At 67.4% G+C, this 14,442-nt stretch carries 13 protein-coding genes; 6 read left to right on the forward strand and 7 right to left on the reverse strand.

Features of this window, described 5'->3' with window-relative positions; translation table 11 throughout:
• The first annotated feature begins 26 nt into the window (after nt 1-26).
• Complete coding sequence (locus HF886_RS02070; protein WP_169619008.1) at nt 27-485, forward strand: hypothetical protein; 459 nt, start codon at nt 27-29, stop codon at nt 483-485.
• Between the two features lie 111 nt (nt 486-596).
• On the opposite strand, the gene HF886_RS02075 is transcribed toward HF886_RS02070, so the two are convergent.
• From HF886_RS02075 to dnaK, 4 genes are read right to left on the reverse strand one after another with little or no spacing between them, the layout of a single operon-like run.
• On the reverse strand, nt 597-1,004 hold the full coding sequence (locus tag HF886_RS02075; RefSeq protein WP_169651404.1) for a helix-turn-helix domain-containing protein: 408 nt from the start codon (nt 1,002-1,004) through the stop codon (nt 597-599).
• Complete coding sequence (gene dnaJ, locus HF886_RS02080; RefSeq protein ID WP_169619004.1) at nt 1,004-2,176, reverse strand: molecular chaperone DnaJ; 1,173 nt, start codon at nt 2,174-2,176, stop codon at nt 1,004-1,006. Before dnaJ ends, HF886_RS02075 begins: the two co-directional genes overlap by 1 nt.
• A gap of 31 nt (nt 2,177-2,207) precedes the next feature.
• Nucleotides 2,208-2,879 (reverse strand): nucleotide exchange factor GrpE, encoded by a 672-nt coding sequence (gene grpE, locus HF886_RS02085; protein ID WP_169619002.1) that lies wholly within the window; start codon nt 2,877-2,879, stop codon nt 2,208-2,210.
• Nucleotides 2,876-4,720, reverse strand: coding sequence for a molecular chaperone DnaK (gene dnaK, locus HF886_RS02090; RefSeq protein WP_169619001.1), 1,845 nt, complete (start codon nt 4,718-4,720; stop codon nt 2,876-2,878). The genes grpE and dnaK overlap by 4 nt, the downstream gene beginning before the upstream one ends.
• A gap of 443 nt (nt 4,721-5,163) precedes the next feature.
• Between dnaK and HF886_RS02095 the strand changes: the two genes are divergently transcribed.
• From HF886_RS02095 to HF886_RS02105, 3 genes are all read left to right on the forward strand, one after another.
• Entirely contained in the window at nt 5,164-6,717 is a 1,554-nt protein-coding gene (locus HF886_RS02095) for a hypothetical protein (protein WP_206038461.1), read from the forward strand.
• Between the two features lie 137 nt (nt 6,718-6,854).
• Nucleotides 6,855-8,180 (forward strand): S1 family peptidase, encoded by a 1,326-nt coding sequence (locus HF886_RS02100; protein WP_169651405.1) that lies wholly within the window; start codon nt 6,855-6,857, stop codon nt 8,178-8,180.
• A 160-nt stretch (nt 8,181-8,340) separates the two neighbouring features.
• Complete coding sequence (locus HF886_RS02105) at nt 8,341-9,639, forward strand: S1 family peptidase (protein WP_169651406.1); 1,299 nt, start codon at nt 8,341-8,343, stop codon at nt 9,637-9,639.
• 76 nt (nt 9,640-9,715) lie between these two features.
• Here HF886_RS02105 and HF886_RS02110 read toward each other — a convergent pair whose 3' ends face one another.
• Nucleotides 9,716-10,354 (reverse strand): response regulator transcription factor, encoded by a 639-nt coding sequence (locus tag HF886_RS02110; protein ID WP_169651407.1) that lies wholly within the window; start codon nt 10,352-10,354, stop codon nt 9,716-9,718.
• Complete coding sequence (locus HF886_RS02115; protein ID WP_240954833.1) at nt 10,351-11,541, reverse strand: sensor histidine kinase; 1,191 nt, start codon at nt 11,539-11,541, stop codon at nt 10,351-10,353. Before HF886_RS02115 ends, HF886_RS02110 begins: the two co-directional genes overlap by 4 nt.
• Nucleotides 11,542-11,766: 225 nt before the next feature.
• On the opposite strand from HF886_RS02115, the gene HF886_RS02120 reads away from it, so the two are divergent.
• Nucleotides 11,767-12,801 carry an ABC transporter permease gene (locus HF886_RS02120; protein ID WP_206038462.1) on the forward strand — a complete coding sequence of 345 codons (1,035 nt, stop codon included), beginning with the start codon at nt 11,767-11,769 and terminating at the stop codon, nt 12,799-12,801.
• The gene (locus tag HF886_RS02125) at nt 12,798-13,505 is read left to right on the forward strand and encodes an ABC transporter ATP-binding protein (protein WP_169651410.1); all 708 of its coding nucleotides are present in this window, start codon (nt 12,798-12,800) and stop codon (nt 13,503-13,505) included. Before HF886_RS02120 ends, HF886_RS02125 begins: the two co-directional genes overlap by 4 nt.
• A 57-nt stretch (nt 13,506-13,562) precedes the next feature.
• Here HF886_RS02125 and HF886_RS02130 read toward each other — a convergent pair whose 3' ends face one another.
• Complete coding sequence (locus HF886_RS02130) at nt 13,563-14,258, reverse strand: ammonium transporter (protein ID WP_169651411.1); 696 nt, start codon at nt 14,256-14,258, stop codon at nt 13,563-13,565.
• Between the last annotated feature and the right edge of the window lie 184 nt (nt 14,259-14,442).

Consider the following 14,442-nt stretch of genomic DNA (forward strand, 5'->3'; position numbering starts at 1 on the left):
CTCGACTCGTCGACCGCAGGAGCACCATGAAGTACCGCACCCGCGTATGTGCCGCCGTCGCCCTGACTGCGGCGGCCACCCTCACTGCTCCCGCAGCGGCGAGCAGCGAGACCCTTCCCGCAGACGCGCCGACCATCACGCTGACGGTCACCAACGACACCGACGCGCCCATGGTGCTCGGCGCGGCGACCATTCCCTACGGGCAGTGGGTGAACGAACCGGCGACCATCGTCCCCGCGCACACAACGGAAGTCGTGACTGCGGGAAGTGCCGATCGACGCGGATTCGGCATGCAGGTCACCTACACGATGCCGGGCGAGGCCACCGCCGTGCTCATGGCCAGTAACCACGGCACGGGGATCGCCAATGCCGACGGCACGCGGATCGACGGCGCCAACAGGCATGCGTACACCGCTGCCGCGCAGGTCGATGCCGGCTTTCCGTTCATGAACGTTACGTACACGATCGGTCGGGGCAGTTCCTGACACCGCGGTTCCCGACACCGCTGCTACCGGGCGGCGCACGCCCCTGAAAAGCGAAACTGAAAAGCGAAACCCCCGCGCCCTGTCGGACGTGGGGGTTTGTACTGTTGTGCGTCAGGATTCGCGCGCGTGCCTCGGCTTCCACACGACCAACGCGTTGGTGCGCGGCACGGGCACCAGATCTCGCCGTGCGGAGCGCAGCTGCGCGACCTCGGTGGACAGTTCCGTGACCCGCTGCTGCAGTGCCTCGACGTGGTTGGTCAACTCGATGATCCGTTTGATCCCGGCGAGGTTGACACCTTCGTCCTGGGAAAGCCGCTGCACCTCACGGAGCAGTTCGACGTCGCGCGGCGAATAACGCCGTCCGCCACCGCTGGTGCGGTGCGGGGTAACCAGTCCCAGCCGGTCGTAGTTACGCAGTGTCTGGGCGTGCATCCCGGCGAGTTCTGCGGCGACCGAGATGACATAGACACGCGCATCGGGATCCGGCGGGAGATTCCGGGGAGTTCCCGTATCGCTCATCACGCACCTGCCCATCCTTCACGCGGGTCGAATCCGCCTGCCTCTTCGGCACGAAGATAATCGCGCAGCGCTTCCGTCGCCTGTTCGTCGAGCTTCTGCGGGATGGCAACCTTGACGGTCACGAGCAGATCTCCCGCACCGCCCCCGCGCTTGGGGACGCCGCGGCCCCGCACCCGCAGAACCCGGCCGTCGGCCGTGCCCGCCGGGATCTTGAGACCGACCCGGCCGTCGAGCGTGGGAACCGACACGGTGCTGCCGAGCACGAGTTCTCCGTAGCTGACCGGCAATACGAGTGTCAGGTTGTCGCCGTCCCGGCCGAACACGCGGTCGGGCCGGACGTGCACGACGACGAAGAGGTCGCCCGACGGCGCACCCCGCAGGCCGGCCTCGCCTTGCCCGGCGAGGCGGATGCGCGAACCGTCCTTGATGCCCGGAGGTACGCGCACGGTGATGGTGCGGGTGCGCTCCTGGACGCCGCTGCCGCGGCAGTCACGGCACGGGCTGTCGATGATCGAGCCCGAACCGCGGCATTCGTCGCACGGCTCGGAGAATCCGAAGGCGCCCTGGTTGCGGGAGACGATCCCGCTTCCGTTGCACTGCGGGCACACCCGCGGGCTGGTGCCCGGCTCGGCGCCGCTGCCGTGGCAGGTGGTGCACGGCGCGGGACTGGTCAGACGCAACGGAACGGTGACGCCTTGCACGGCGTCACGGAAGTCGAGGGTCGTCTCGGTCTCGATGTCGCCGCCGCGGCGTGGCCGCGACCGGTTCGCACCGCCCCCGGGTGTCGCACCGCGGTTGAAGAGCCCTCCGAAGAGGTCGCCCAATCCACCGTCGCCGGCCCCGCCGCCCCCGAAGAGGTCACCGAGGTCGAATGTGGTGCTGCCCCCGGAGAATCCGCCTCCGCTGGGCTGGAAGCCGCCGCCGAAACCTCCGGACGCGAACATCCGGCGGGTCTCGTCGTATTCCTTGCGCTTGGCCGGGTCGGACAGGACGGCGTTCGCCTCGCTGACCGACTTGAACCGCTCCTCGGCCGCGGCATCGCCGGGGTTGGCATCGGGATGCAGATCCCGAGCCAACTTGCGGTAGGCCTTCTTGATGTCTTCTTGCGAAGCGTCGGACGAGACGCCCAGGTCCTTGTAGAAGTCCTTTTCGATCCACTCCCGCTGGCTCACCGGGCGTCTCCTCCTCTCGCTCTTGTTGTTCTTACTCTGTGCCGGCGCTGTCGGACGGCGATTGCTCCGGCGTGTCCGCCGGATCGCCGTCGGTGACAGTCACCATCGCATGCCGCAGAATCCGGTCGCCGACGCGGTAACCCTTGCGCAGGATCGTGCCCAGCACCGGGTTGCTGCCGTCGCCTTCCATCTGGACCGCTTCGTGCAGTTCCGGATCGAACACGTCGCCCTCGTCGCCGAAGCCGACGAGGCCGAGTCCGGTCAGAATGCGGGTGAGCTTGTCGCTCACCGCCTTCAGCGGTCCGGATTCGAGGTCGCCGTGGGCACGGGCCCGATCCAGATCGTCGACGACGTCGAGGAACTGCGCCACCACCGAGGCCTTCGCGGACTCGCCGATGGCGGCCTTCTCGCGTTCGGCCCGGCGACGGTAGTTGGTGTACTCCGCGGAGACGCGCTGCAGATCCGCGGTACGTTCCGCGAGTTCCGCTTCGGTGGAGACGATCTCCTCGACGCGGACCTCCTCGCCGTCCTCGTTCTCGACGACGCCCTCGTTCACGGTGCCCTCGTTTTCTACGGTGCCCTCGGCAGGGGCACCGGTGCCCTCACTCGACTCGGCCGCGTCCCGTACCTCGAAGGTCTCGGGATCGATGCGACGCTTGTCGGTGACGGTCACCGGTTCCTGCTCGGGCTTACCCGACGTCACTTCTTCTCCGAATCGGTCGGCTCGTCGACGACCTCGGCGTCGACGACATCGTCTGCGCCTGCCGCAGCACCGTCGCCGGCAGCTGCGCCGTCGGCTCCGCCCTGCGACTCGTAGATGGCCTGGCCGAGAGCCTGCGACTCGGTCGCGAGCTTCTCGACGGCGGACTTCACCGCGGCGATGTCGCTACCGGCCAGAGCGTCCTTGGCATCCTTGACGGCTGCCTCGACCTTCTCCTTGACGTCGGCCGGCACCTTGTCCTCGTTGTCCTTGATGAACTTCTCGGTCTGGTGCACGAGCGACTCGGCCTGGTTGCGGACCTCGGCCTCTTCGCGACGGGCGCGGTCTTCCTCGGCGTGCGCCTCGGCGTCCTTCACCATCCGGTCGATCTCCTCCTGGGACAGGCCGGAGCCTTCCTGGATCTTGATCGTGTTCTCCTTGCCGGTGCCCTTGTCGCGGGCGGTGACGTGCACGATGCCGTTGGCGTCGATGTCGAAGGTGACCTCGATCTGCGGGACGCCGCGCGGAGCCGGGGCGATACCGCCGAGCTCGAACGAGCCGAGCAGCTTGTTGTGCGCCGCGATCTCACGCTCGCCCTGGAACACCTGGATCTGCACGGACGGCTGGTTGTCGTCGGCCGTGGTGAAGGTCTCCGAACGCTTCGTCGGAATCGTGGTGTTGCGCTCGATGAGCTTGGTCATCACGCCACCCTTGGTCTCGATACCGAGGGACAGCGGGGTGACGTCGAGCAGCAGCACGTCCTTGACCTCGCCCTTGAGGACGCCGGCCTGCAGTGCCGCACCCACGGCGACGACCTCGTCGGGGTTGACGCCCTTGTTGGGCTCCTGACCACCGGTGAGTTCGCGCACGAGATCGGTGACGGCGGGCATACGGGTCGAGCCACCGACGAGGACCACGTGGTCGATGTCGCCGACCGAGATCCCTGCGTCCTTGACGACCTGCTGGAACGGAGCGCGGGTGCGCTCGAGGAGGTCGCCGGTGATCTTCTGGAACTCGGAGCGGGAGAGCTGCTCGTCGAGGAACAGCGGGTTCTTGTCCGCGTCGACCGTGATGTAGGGCAGGTTGATCGACGTCGACTGCGAGCTCGACAGCTCGATCTTCGCCTTCTCTGCAGCCTCACGCAGACGCTGCAGGGCCATCTTGTCCTTGGTCAGGTCGACGCCGTGCTGTGCCTTGAACTTGTCGACGAGCCAGTTGACGATGCGTTCGTCCCAGTCGTCGCCGCCGAGGTGGTTGTCACCGGAGGTCGCGCGGACCTCGACGACACCGTCACCGATTTCGAGAAGCGAGACGTCGAACGTGCCGCCACCGAGGTCGAAGACCAGGATGGTCTGTTCCTTGCTGCCCTTGTCGAGGCCGTATGCGAGGGCCGCAGCGGTGGGCTCGTTGACGATGCGCAGGACGTTGAGGCCGGCGATGGTGCCGGCTTCCTTCGTCGCCTGACGCTGCGCGTCGTTGAAGTAGGCCGGAACGGTGATCACGGCGTCGGTGATGTCCTCGCCCAGGTATGCCTCAGCGTCTCGCTTGAGCTTCATCAGCGTGCGGGCGCTGATCTCCTGGGGGGTGTACTTCTTGCCGTCGATGTCGACGTTCCAGTCGGACCCGATGTGCCGCTTGACGGAACGGATGGTGCGGTCGACGTTGGTGACCGCCTGGTTCTTGGCAGGCTGACCCACCAGAACCTCGCCGTTCTTCGCGAAAGCGACGACGGACGGGGTGGTGCGTGAACCTTCGGAGTTGGCGACCACAACGGGCTCGCCGCCCTCCAGAACGGAAACGACCGAGTTGGTGGTTCCGAGGTCGATACCGACCGCACGAGCCATGATTTCCTCCAAAATGTTTCACCGCGACGCGAGTCGCACCGCGGAACGTTCAGTTCCCCAACCTGAGCCTGTTCGACTCAACTTGGCTTCGCCAAATCGAGACTGCACCCTTTCGGACGCTTCAGTCAAGTGGAGTTGAGCCTTGGTAGCTCAAGTTGTCTGATACATGCAACCGAAGATCTGGCCGGATCGTTCCCGGATGTGATGGTCTTCACATTCGTCCGACGGAGTCCAAGTCGGCGCCGCGCTCCGTCCGCCGGGGCCCGAATACTCTCCTGAAGCGGCGGCCCGACGGGTCCACCTGGTGGTTTCGAGATTCACCTATCGTTATGTCCGCATACGCCTGTACATTTCCGCGGAGACTGTGCAGCATCACGTCGCCCGGATCCGGCGCGGCCGGTCCCCGTTGCACAAGCTCCGACCAGATTTGGGGGAATTCCGGCATGTCCGTAGGCGTAGGCCTGAGGGTGGGCAACTCCGTGTCGTCGGTTGCGGTCACCTCGTCGTCGCCCGGACGACCCGACCCGTCACCCATCGAACGGCGCACAGCAGTACACCTGCACTCCGATGGCACCGCGACGCTCGGCGACCACGACTTCTTCGACGGAACCACCAGTTCGTTCACCGAGTTCGTCAGCAGCATCGGCCGATCCGGCGGCGTCCGCGCCAACGACGGCTCCCTCTCCCGCGCCGAAGACCTCGTGGCAACGGCCATGGAATGCCTTCTCGCCGACGCGGCCCGCCTCATCGGCGACCAGCCGTACACCGCGGTCGCGACCCATCCCACCGAGTGGCCGCCGTCGACCGTCGCCGTCCTGCGCAACGCACTCGACTACGTGGGATTGCGGTACGTGTCGCTCATCTCGGACGCCGAGGCAGCCGCCGCGTGGTACGAGTCGCAGGTCGCCCACCAGACCGGCCGGCTCATCGCCGTCCACCACATCGATCCGCTGGGCTCGACGGTCACCCTGGTCCGCTCCGGTGTCGCGGCAGGTAAGTCGTTCCGCTTTGCCGAAGAGGACGCGCCGTCCGTGACAGCGCAGCTGTCCGCCGCCCTCGGGGCGTTCGGATGGCTCGTCAGCAATCTCGACGCCATCGTCGTCACCGTCGACGAAGCCATCGATCCCACCGCAGCCCAGCTGGTTGCCCAGTCCTTCAAGACCGGCCTGGGAGTGCGGAGCGCACTCGCACCCGAGCCGCACCAGACGATGGTGCGCGGCGCGGCGCTCGCTGCCGCTGCGGGGTCGGTGGATCTGCTGGGCTCGACCCAGATTCTGCCCGTCGCGCGTCTCACCGGGCCCAAGCGCAGCGAACTCGACACCGAGACCACCACCGTCATCGCCAAGATCACGGCCACTCCGCCTCCCGAAACGACCGGAACGGTCAGGGCCAGCTCGCCGGCGCCGGAACCGGCAGACGAGTCCGAGACCAAGCGCCGGTCCTCACTGTTCACCGTCGGCGCTGCGGCAGCGGCGATCGCTCTGCTCGTCGGTGTGGGCGCGTGGGTGTTCACGATGCGCGACTCCTCGACGGCGACCGCCAATACATCACCGATGGAGACGACGGTCGCGCCGTTCGGCGACACCACGCGGACACCGTCCCCCACGAAACCGCCTGGCGGCACCCCGACGACAACCACGGCAGAGTCGTCCACGGAGTCCGACACCTCCGCGGCGGTCGCTCCCGCGGTCGCGCCGGCGGGCGGCGCACCGGCCTGGACCGATCCGAGCACCACCGGCGACGCAGCGACCTCGTCGTCGAATACCGGGTCGTCGAGCGCGGGGCCGTCGAGCAACACGACGACGAGCACGGGATGGTCGCGCCGTAATCCGCCGTCGAGCGGAGGCGGAGGCGGAGGCGGCAACGACTCGGGTGAGACAACGTCGACGACGTCGCCCTCGACGCCCACCGAGACCACACCGACCGTTAATCCGGAGCCGGATGAGCCCGTGGAGCCCACTCCTACCACGGAGGAAAGCGGCTCTTCCGGCGGCTGATTCCGTACGTGATCTAGGGCACATTTTTTGCACTGACGTTTGTGCCGTAGGCTGTCCCGCGGGTCGGTACCGCAAGTACCGCGCTCGTGTACATAATTGCAGTTCAGACCGCTGATCCACCATGTAGAAGGGCCCTCATGCGTCTCTTGCCGGCGTCGCGCGCCGCTCGTTCCACCGCCCGCCGTGTCGCCGTCGCAGCGGCGTCGGCCGTGTTGCTGGTGGGACCGCTGACCACCGCCGCCCACGCGAGCCCGGCAGAGCAGCTCCCGGTTCCCGATCTGCCCGCCGAACTGGTGGATGCGATCACCCGGGATCTGGGCATCTCACCGGAGGAATACCTCGATCGGGCCGCCCGCGCGCAGGCGCTGGGCGACTACGCCCGTTCGTTCCGGGCCGAGAGCCCGGACGACTACGCGGGTGCGTGGCTCGGCGAAGACGGGCAGCCCGTCGTCGCGGTGACCAATCGGGATGCGGCAGAGAAGGCACAGAAGGACGGCTACCGCGCCACGGTCGCCCCCCTGTCCGCCGACGGCCTCGAGCAGGCCCTCGCGGAGCTGAACCGGTGGGTGTCGGCACTTCCGCGCGAGGTGTCGTCCCAGGTGAATTCGACGTCCATCGACGTCCTCAACAACCAGCTCGTGGTCGACGTCCTGAATTCGCCGGTCGGACGCGCCCTGAATCTCCCGTCGCTCATCGCGAACGTGCAGGTACAGCTGAGCCCCGGCCTTCCCCCCAACGATCCGGCTCCGCTCGGAGGCGACACCTACCTCACCGCCGACGGCGACGTGCGGACCACGCCGCTCGAGCGGATCGGTATCTGCTCGTTCGGATTCAGCGGTGTCGACGCGAACGGCGACCCGGTCAACCTCACCGCCGGCCACTGCGACGCCGTCGCCCGTGAGCAGGGTGGCTCCACGGTCTACCTGCCCAACCGGGAAGACATCGACGCCAGCACCAAGATCGGCACGTTCACCCAGTCCACGGTGGGCACGGACAGCACGCTCGACTACGGGGTCATCTCCCTCGACGAGGCCGGCGTCGCCGCGGGTCTGAACCGCCCGGTCGTGCGCGGTGGCAACGGCTCCACGCTGACCATCACCGGCACCGCAGTTCCGGTCGTCGGCGCGCCCGTCTGCAAGTCGGGGCAGTCCTCCTCGTTCACCTGCGGTGTCGTCGCCGCCGAGCGTGTCGAGACCCAGCTCGTGTACAACTCCGGGTTCTCCAGCACCATCCGGGGCTTCGCCACGACGGCCTGCACCTTGTCCGGCGACAGCGGCGGATCCATCGTCACGGGCACGCTCGCTCTGGGCGTGATCAGCGGCTCCAACAGCGCGGGCGCACCGAACTGCGTCGAAGCGAACCTCGTCCTCGCGCCCAACGGAGGCACCTCCAGCCTGGGTATTTCCATCCGCGACATCGAGAACGCCACCGGCAGCACGGTGCGCACGATCAACGCTGCGTAGCCTCACCGGGGCTGTTCACAGGAGCAACACCCGACACACCGGTCACTCACAACCCGCTGTGAGTCACACCTGTTACCCCTTAGGATCGACCAATGCCGGTCCTCACGGGTCAGCTACCTTTGCGCGCTCGAGCCGCGGAGGGACAACGAGAAAGGTTTTCATGCGCCGCTCCTTCGCACGTCAGGCAGCCGTCATCGGCTCAGCCGCCGTGTTGCTCCTCGGCACCGCAGCCACCGTCGCTCAGGCCGAGCCTGCGCCCGCCCCGACGACCGCACTGCCGGCCGAACTGGTGGAAGCGTTGCAGCGAGACCTCCAGATCAGTCCCGACCGTTTCCTCAACGACGCCGAGCGCAGTCAGGAACTGGCCCGCTTCGCCGACAAGGCGCGCGAGCAGTTCGAGAGCGTGTTCGCCGGTGTCTGGCTCGACGAGCAGGGCACACCCATCGTCGGTCTTGCCGACGGTGAGCAGTTCGACGAGGCCCGCACGGCCGCCGAGGACTCCGGTTTCGTCGTCGAGAAGACGGAGAACAGCGAGAACGCACTCGAAGCCCGGTTGAACGAGCTCAACGACTGGCTCGACACTCAGCCGCCTGCGATCGCCGACGTCATTCGCGGCATCGCGATCGACGTGGTGAACAACGACGTCGTGGTTCGCGCCGAGAACGTCGCCGGACTCGAACTGCCGCCGTTCCTCGACGGCGTGCGTGTTCTCTTCGCTCCGACCGAGCTGACGCCCGAGTCCACTCCGGAATTCGAGTTCACCGCTGGAATCGCGGCGCCCGACGCCCTGCTCGGCGGAGACGCCTACGCGGCTCTCGGTGCCGGCGCAGGCCTTCGCTGCTCCCTCGGGTTCAACGCCGAGGACGGTTCGGGCAGCCCCGTCAACATCACCGCCGGTCACTGCGATCCGAACCGTTCACAGGCCGGAACGCGGTGGGCGTCCGAGGTGTACCAGCTTCTGGGCGACACGCTCGGCCAGCGTCTCGGAACGTTCGAGAAGACCAGCCTCGACAACAACGACTACGGCATCATCCGGCCGGCAGCCGATGCCGCAGGCAGGTTCGAGAACAACGGCGTGCGTGTTCCCAACGCCGCGCCCCTGCCGATCACCGGCACCGCCGATCCGATCGTCGGAACGCCCGTGTGCAAGTCGGGCCTGCGGACCGGCTACAGCTGCGGCATCGTGACGTCGTCGCAGCAGAACGTCGCGATCGGCGAGCGCGTGCTCAGCAACGGTTTCTCCACGAACCTGTGCGCACTGCAGGGTGACAGCGGCGGAACGCTCGTCACGGGCACCCTGGCACTCGGCATCTCCAGCGCCTCGAACGTCGGCCAGTACGGCCTGTGCGAGGTCGCCGGATTCGTCAGCAGCCTGCTGGGCGAGACGCCCGAGTTGTTCGCGACACCGATCAACGCAGTTCTGGCCGAGAACCCGGGCCTGAAGATCCGCACCTGGTAAACACTCGATCTCGAGAAGAGGCCCTCCTTCCGTTCGGAAGGAGGGTCTTTTTCTGTGCCTGGCGCCATCGACGCCGTCAACGACGGATGTATCCGAGTTCGGTAGCCGACGCCACCGCAGCCGTGCGCGAATCGACCCCCAGCTTGGTATAGATACGCGCGAGATGGGATTTCACCGTGCCCTCGGTGAGGTGCAGTCGCTGCGCGATGCGGTGGTTCGACAGCCCCTCCGCGACCAGCCCGAGAACCTCGACCTCCCGGCCGGTCAACGACGTGCCTGGAGCGCGAAGACGATGGACGAGCCGATCCGCCACTGCCGGAGCGAGAGTCGTGCGACCGGACGCCGCGGTACGGATCGCGGCCGCCAACTCCTCCGGAGGCGCGTCCTTGAGCAAGTAGCCGGTGGCACCGGCCTCGATCGCCGGCAGTGTGTCGGCGTCGGTGCCATAAGTGGTGACGATTACGACGTGCGGAGCCCCGGGACGGGAAGTGATGGCGGCCGTCGCGGCAGCACCCGACATCTGCCCACGCCCGAACTGCAGATCCATCATGACCACGTCGATGTCGGGTGCGGTCGCCCGGGCCACCGCGTCCTCGGCAGTCGTCGCCTCGGCGACGACCTCGATTCCCGGCTCCGTCTCGAGAACTGCACGCAAACCCGCCCGGACGACCGGGTGATCGTCGGCGAGCAGTACACGGATCGGGTCGGCGCTCACAGATGCCTCTCGGAAGACGATTCGGAGGGAAGCGGAAGTACGGCGGTGATCGAGGTCCCCTCGCCTTCAGTGGATCGCACGGTGAACGTACCTCCCAGATCGTCCACGCGGGCGCGCATCGCCGCCAGCCCGAAACCGCTCTCGGGCGCAGGTTCGGGCACCGACCCCGGATCGAAGCCCACCCCGTCGTCGGTGATGTCCACCGCTACGCGGTCGTCCCCGAAGTCGAGGGTCACATCGACACCTGTTGCCCGAGAGTGACGGGTCGTGTTCGCGAGCGCCGATTGAGCCACCCGGAGCAACGCGACTTCGTACTCGGGCGGAAGGCCGGCCGGAGCACCACGGAGGTGGAAGCGGGCGTCGATGTGATGCCTGTCGGTCGTTGTTGCGCACAGTCGCTCCAGCGCGCCCGCCGGCGTGGTGCCGTCCAGAGCCGGAGGAGCGAGCGCAGCCACGAAACGTCGCGCTTCTCCGAGGTTGTCCACAGCGACCGAGCGCGCGCGGCCGACATAGCCGGCGGCGACGTCCACCCGTTCGGGCAGAGCCCGCTCGGCGGCACGCAGCAGAAGCTGGATACTCGAAAGCCCCTGTGCGAGGGTGTCGTGGATCTCGCGTGCGAGTCGTTCTCGTTCTTCGAGAACCCCGGCACTGTGCTGGGCGGCGGCGAGATCCGCACGTGTGGCGGTGAGTTCGTCGATGAGCATCCGGCGTTGCTCGCTTTCCCGGTACAACGCCTGGTAGCTCCACACCACTGCCACCGCCACCGCGGCACCCAGCGACGGCCCGATGGCGACGGCCGGGCTGAAGGCACCCTGATGAATCGAGAAGCCGACGACGGCCGCCGCGGTGGTGAGCAGTACCGCAACGAGCCCGCTGCGCCGGGGCAGCAGGTGCAGCTGCACGAAATAGAGAGGGAACGCCAGCCAGACTGCCTCCGGCGAGACCGTCAGAAGCACCAGCCACACCGTCCCCACCGCGGAGAGCCATACGACGGCTCCGGCGTAGGACCGGCCGACAGCGGGCAGCAGGGGTCCGAGACCGTAGGTCACCGCTGCTAGCACCGCCACGGCGGCGACGAGTACCGCGTCGGGTGCCGAATCCGCGAATGCTCGAACTACGGCGAGTGCGAGCAACCCGACGACGAGCAGATGGAGGCACCACGCCAGGAGCCGGACTGTAGGGGTCAACGTATTCACTGTCAGTCGAGCGTACGGGCGCGCAGCGGGCTGCACATCCACCGAAAGATACAACCGGGCGCGCCTCCTTCGGCCTGCGAAGTCCTCTCTCCTGCCGGATGTCCTTCCGGTCTCCCACGGCAAGAGTGGAGGGCACACCGTTTCCCACGAGAAAGCAGCCGCACCGTGTTCGTTGCCTGGAGAGACCTGAGATTCGCCAAGGGCAGATTCGCTCTGATGGGATCCGTCGTCGTACTGATCACTCTGCTGGTCGGATTGCTGTCCGGCCTCACCGCCGGTCTCGGCCGCCAGAACACCAGCGCCATCACGGCCCTGCCTGCCGACCACATCGTCTTCGATACCCCCGCGAACGGACAGGGCTTGTCGTATGCCGAGTCGGTGGTCACCGCAAGCCAGTGGCGACGAGTGGCCGCCACCGAAGGGGTGAGCAGCGCCGAACCGGTAGGAATCTCCACGACCAAGGCGGCGGCCGGGGAATCGGGTCTCACCGTGTCCGCATTCGGTGTCCGGCCCGGTTCGCCCCTCGTTCCGGGCGGCGCCCCCGACGGCGAGGACACCGCGGTGTTGACAACTCCGGTCGCCGACAGCCTCGGGGTGGCGCCGGGCGACGCGATCACCGTGGCCGGACGCGATCTGAAGGTCGGTGCGGTGCACGGCGACGAATCCTTCGGTCACCTTCCGGTGATCTGGATCGACCTGGGCACGTGGAGACACATCGCACCCCCCGGCGGCACCGGCCCGGAGCGGACCGCCACGTTCGTCGCGCTCCGCACCACTGCCAACTTCGACGCCGTCGCCACCGACCGTCTCGCGGGAACCACGACGGTTTCGAAGAGCGCATCGCTGTCCGCTATCGGTTCCTACGCGTCGGAGAACGGCTCGCTCCAGTTGATGCGAGGATTCCTCTTCGCCATCTCCGCGCTCGTCATCGGCGCCTTCTTCACCGTCTGGACGATCCAGCGAAGCGGCGACATCGCCGTGCTCGAAGCCCTGGGTGCCTCCACCGGCCGGCTCGTCCGAGATGCCCTTGGGCAAGCCCTCGTCGTGCTCACCGCTGGTACCGCCCTCGGCACTGCGCTGGCGGCCGCTGCCGGTGCGGCGCTCTCCGGGTCAGTTCCGTTCGCACTGACGCCGGCCACCCTCCTGGTACCGGTGGCGGTGATGATCGCCCTCGGCTCCCTCGGCGCAGCGATCGCTGTTCGCCGCATCACCTCCGTCGACCCCCTCACCGCTCTGGGAAGTGCCCGATGAGTCTGATCCTGACCGATATCTCCCTCACCTACGCCGACGGCGACGACCGTGTGCTCGCCCTGGACGACGTCACGCTCGACGTGCCCGCCGGCACCGTCACCGCCGTGGTCGGCCCGTCCGGCTCCGGTAAATCGAGCCTGCTCGCCGTGGCCGCCACCCTGATCGCTCCTGACTCCGGAACGGTCGTGATCGACGGTGTCGCCACATCCGGCCTGTCTCGCGCTCGTCTCGCGGAACTGCGTCAGCACACCATCGGGATCGTCTTCCAGCAGTCCAACCTCGTACCGTCGCTCACGGCTGTCGAGCAACTTCAGGTGATGGCCTGGATCGACGGGCGCTCGACCCGCGAAGCGAGGTCCCGCGCGATGTCGTTGCTCGAATCGGTCGGTATGGCGGATCACGCCGACCGCAGGCCGCACGCGTTGTCCGGCGGCCAGCGGCAACGGGTCAACATCGCGCGCGCCCTGATGAACGAGCCGAATGTGCTTCTGGTCGACGAACCGACCAGCGCCCTCGATCAGGAGCGCGGCGAGGAGATCGTCGAACTGATCACCCGTTTGTCACGGGAACGGCACACCGCCACAGTTCTCGTCACGCACGACCGCTCGCTCCTCGGCGCCGCGGACCGAGTCGCCGAAGTCCACGACGGACGGCTGGTGACGATCCCCTCGCCGCCGCTTCTCACGCCGTCTCTCCCGCAATGACAGAGAACGGCCCCGTCACCGATGAGGTGACGGGGCCGTTGCCCTACGTGCAGAGTGCTACTTCGCCCACTCGGTGGTGCCGGGAGCCGCGAGGAGCGTCTCGACGACTGCGATGCCGGCGAAGACTGCTGTCGGACCGCCTGCGACGAAGGCTCCGATGGTGCCGCCGACGCCTGCGCCGCCCGCGCACCCGAGGATGGTGCCTGCACCCGGAATGATGCTCCCGGGGATGGCTCCGACAACACACCCGATGATGGCGCCTGTGACGGTGCCGATCGCGGTCGCCATGCCCAGCTGCGACACGAAATTCTGCTGGGCCTTGAGGTTCTCGTCGGGCGACGCAACGTCCGACAGCTTCAGGCCGACAGGCGTGATCCCCATCGCGACCTTGTCTTCGGGCTCGACCGGCGTCGCCTTCGCCGGGTCGATGACCGGCGTGAGGGTCAGCGTCTTGCCGTCTTCGCTGATTTCACGCTCGAACGGAAGCTGGAGATCGCCCAGCTGGACGGCGAGAGGCAGGCTGATGACGGCGTTTCCGTCGTTGTCCTGCAGTTCGACCTGCGTGCCGTCACCGGAGATGGCGAACGAGCCCGCGTCGATCACGGTCACGACCGAGTCGCCCTCGGGCCGGACCTCGTAGTTGATCTTGTCTTCGGCCGACGGGGCGGCCGGAGCTGCGTAGGAAGTGCCGGCCGTGATCCCCATAGCGGCGGCTGTCATCGTCGCGACGATGGCAAGCTTCTTGAGCTTCATGTGATTCCGTTCTGTGACATGGCGCACGCCCGAGGGACGCCCCCATTTTCCCTGTTCGCGTGGCACATCCAGACCCCCCGACGATGAACCCACTGTCCGGATGCCACGTCCGGGGCGAATCATAACCGACGTCACACCCCATTTGTTATATGAGTTGTTTCGCCCGTGACCCGGTCGGAGTCGA

Source organism: Rhodococcus sp. 105337 (assembly GCF_012844225.1).
Lineage (GTDB): Bacteria > Actinomycetota > Actinomycetes > Mycobacteriales > Mycobacteriaceae > Rhodococcus.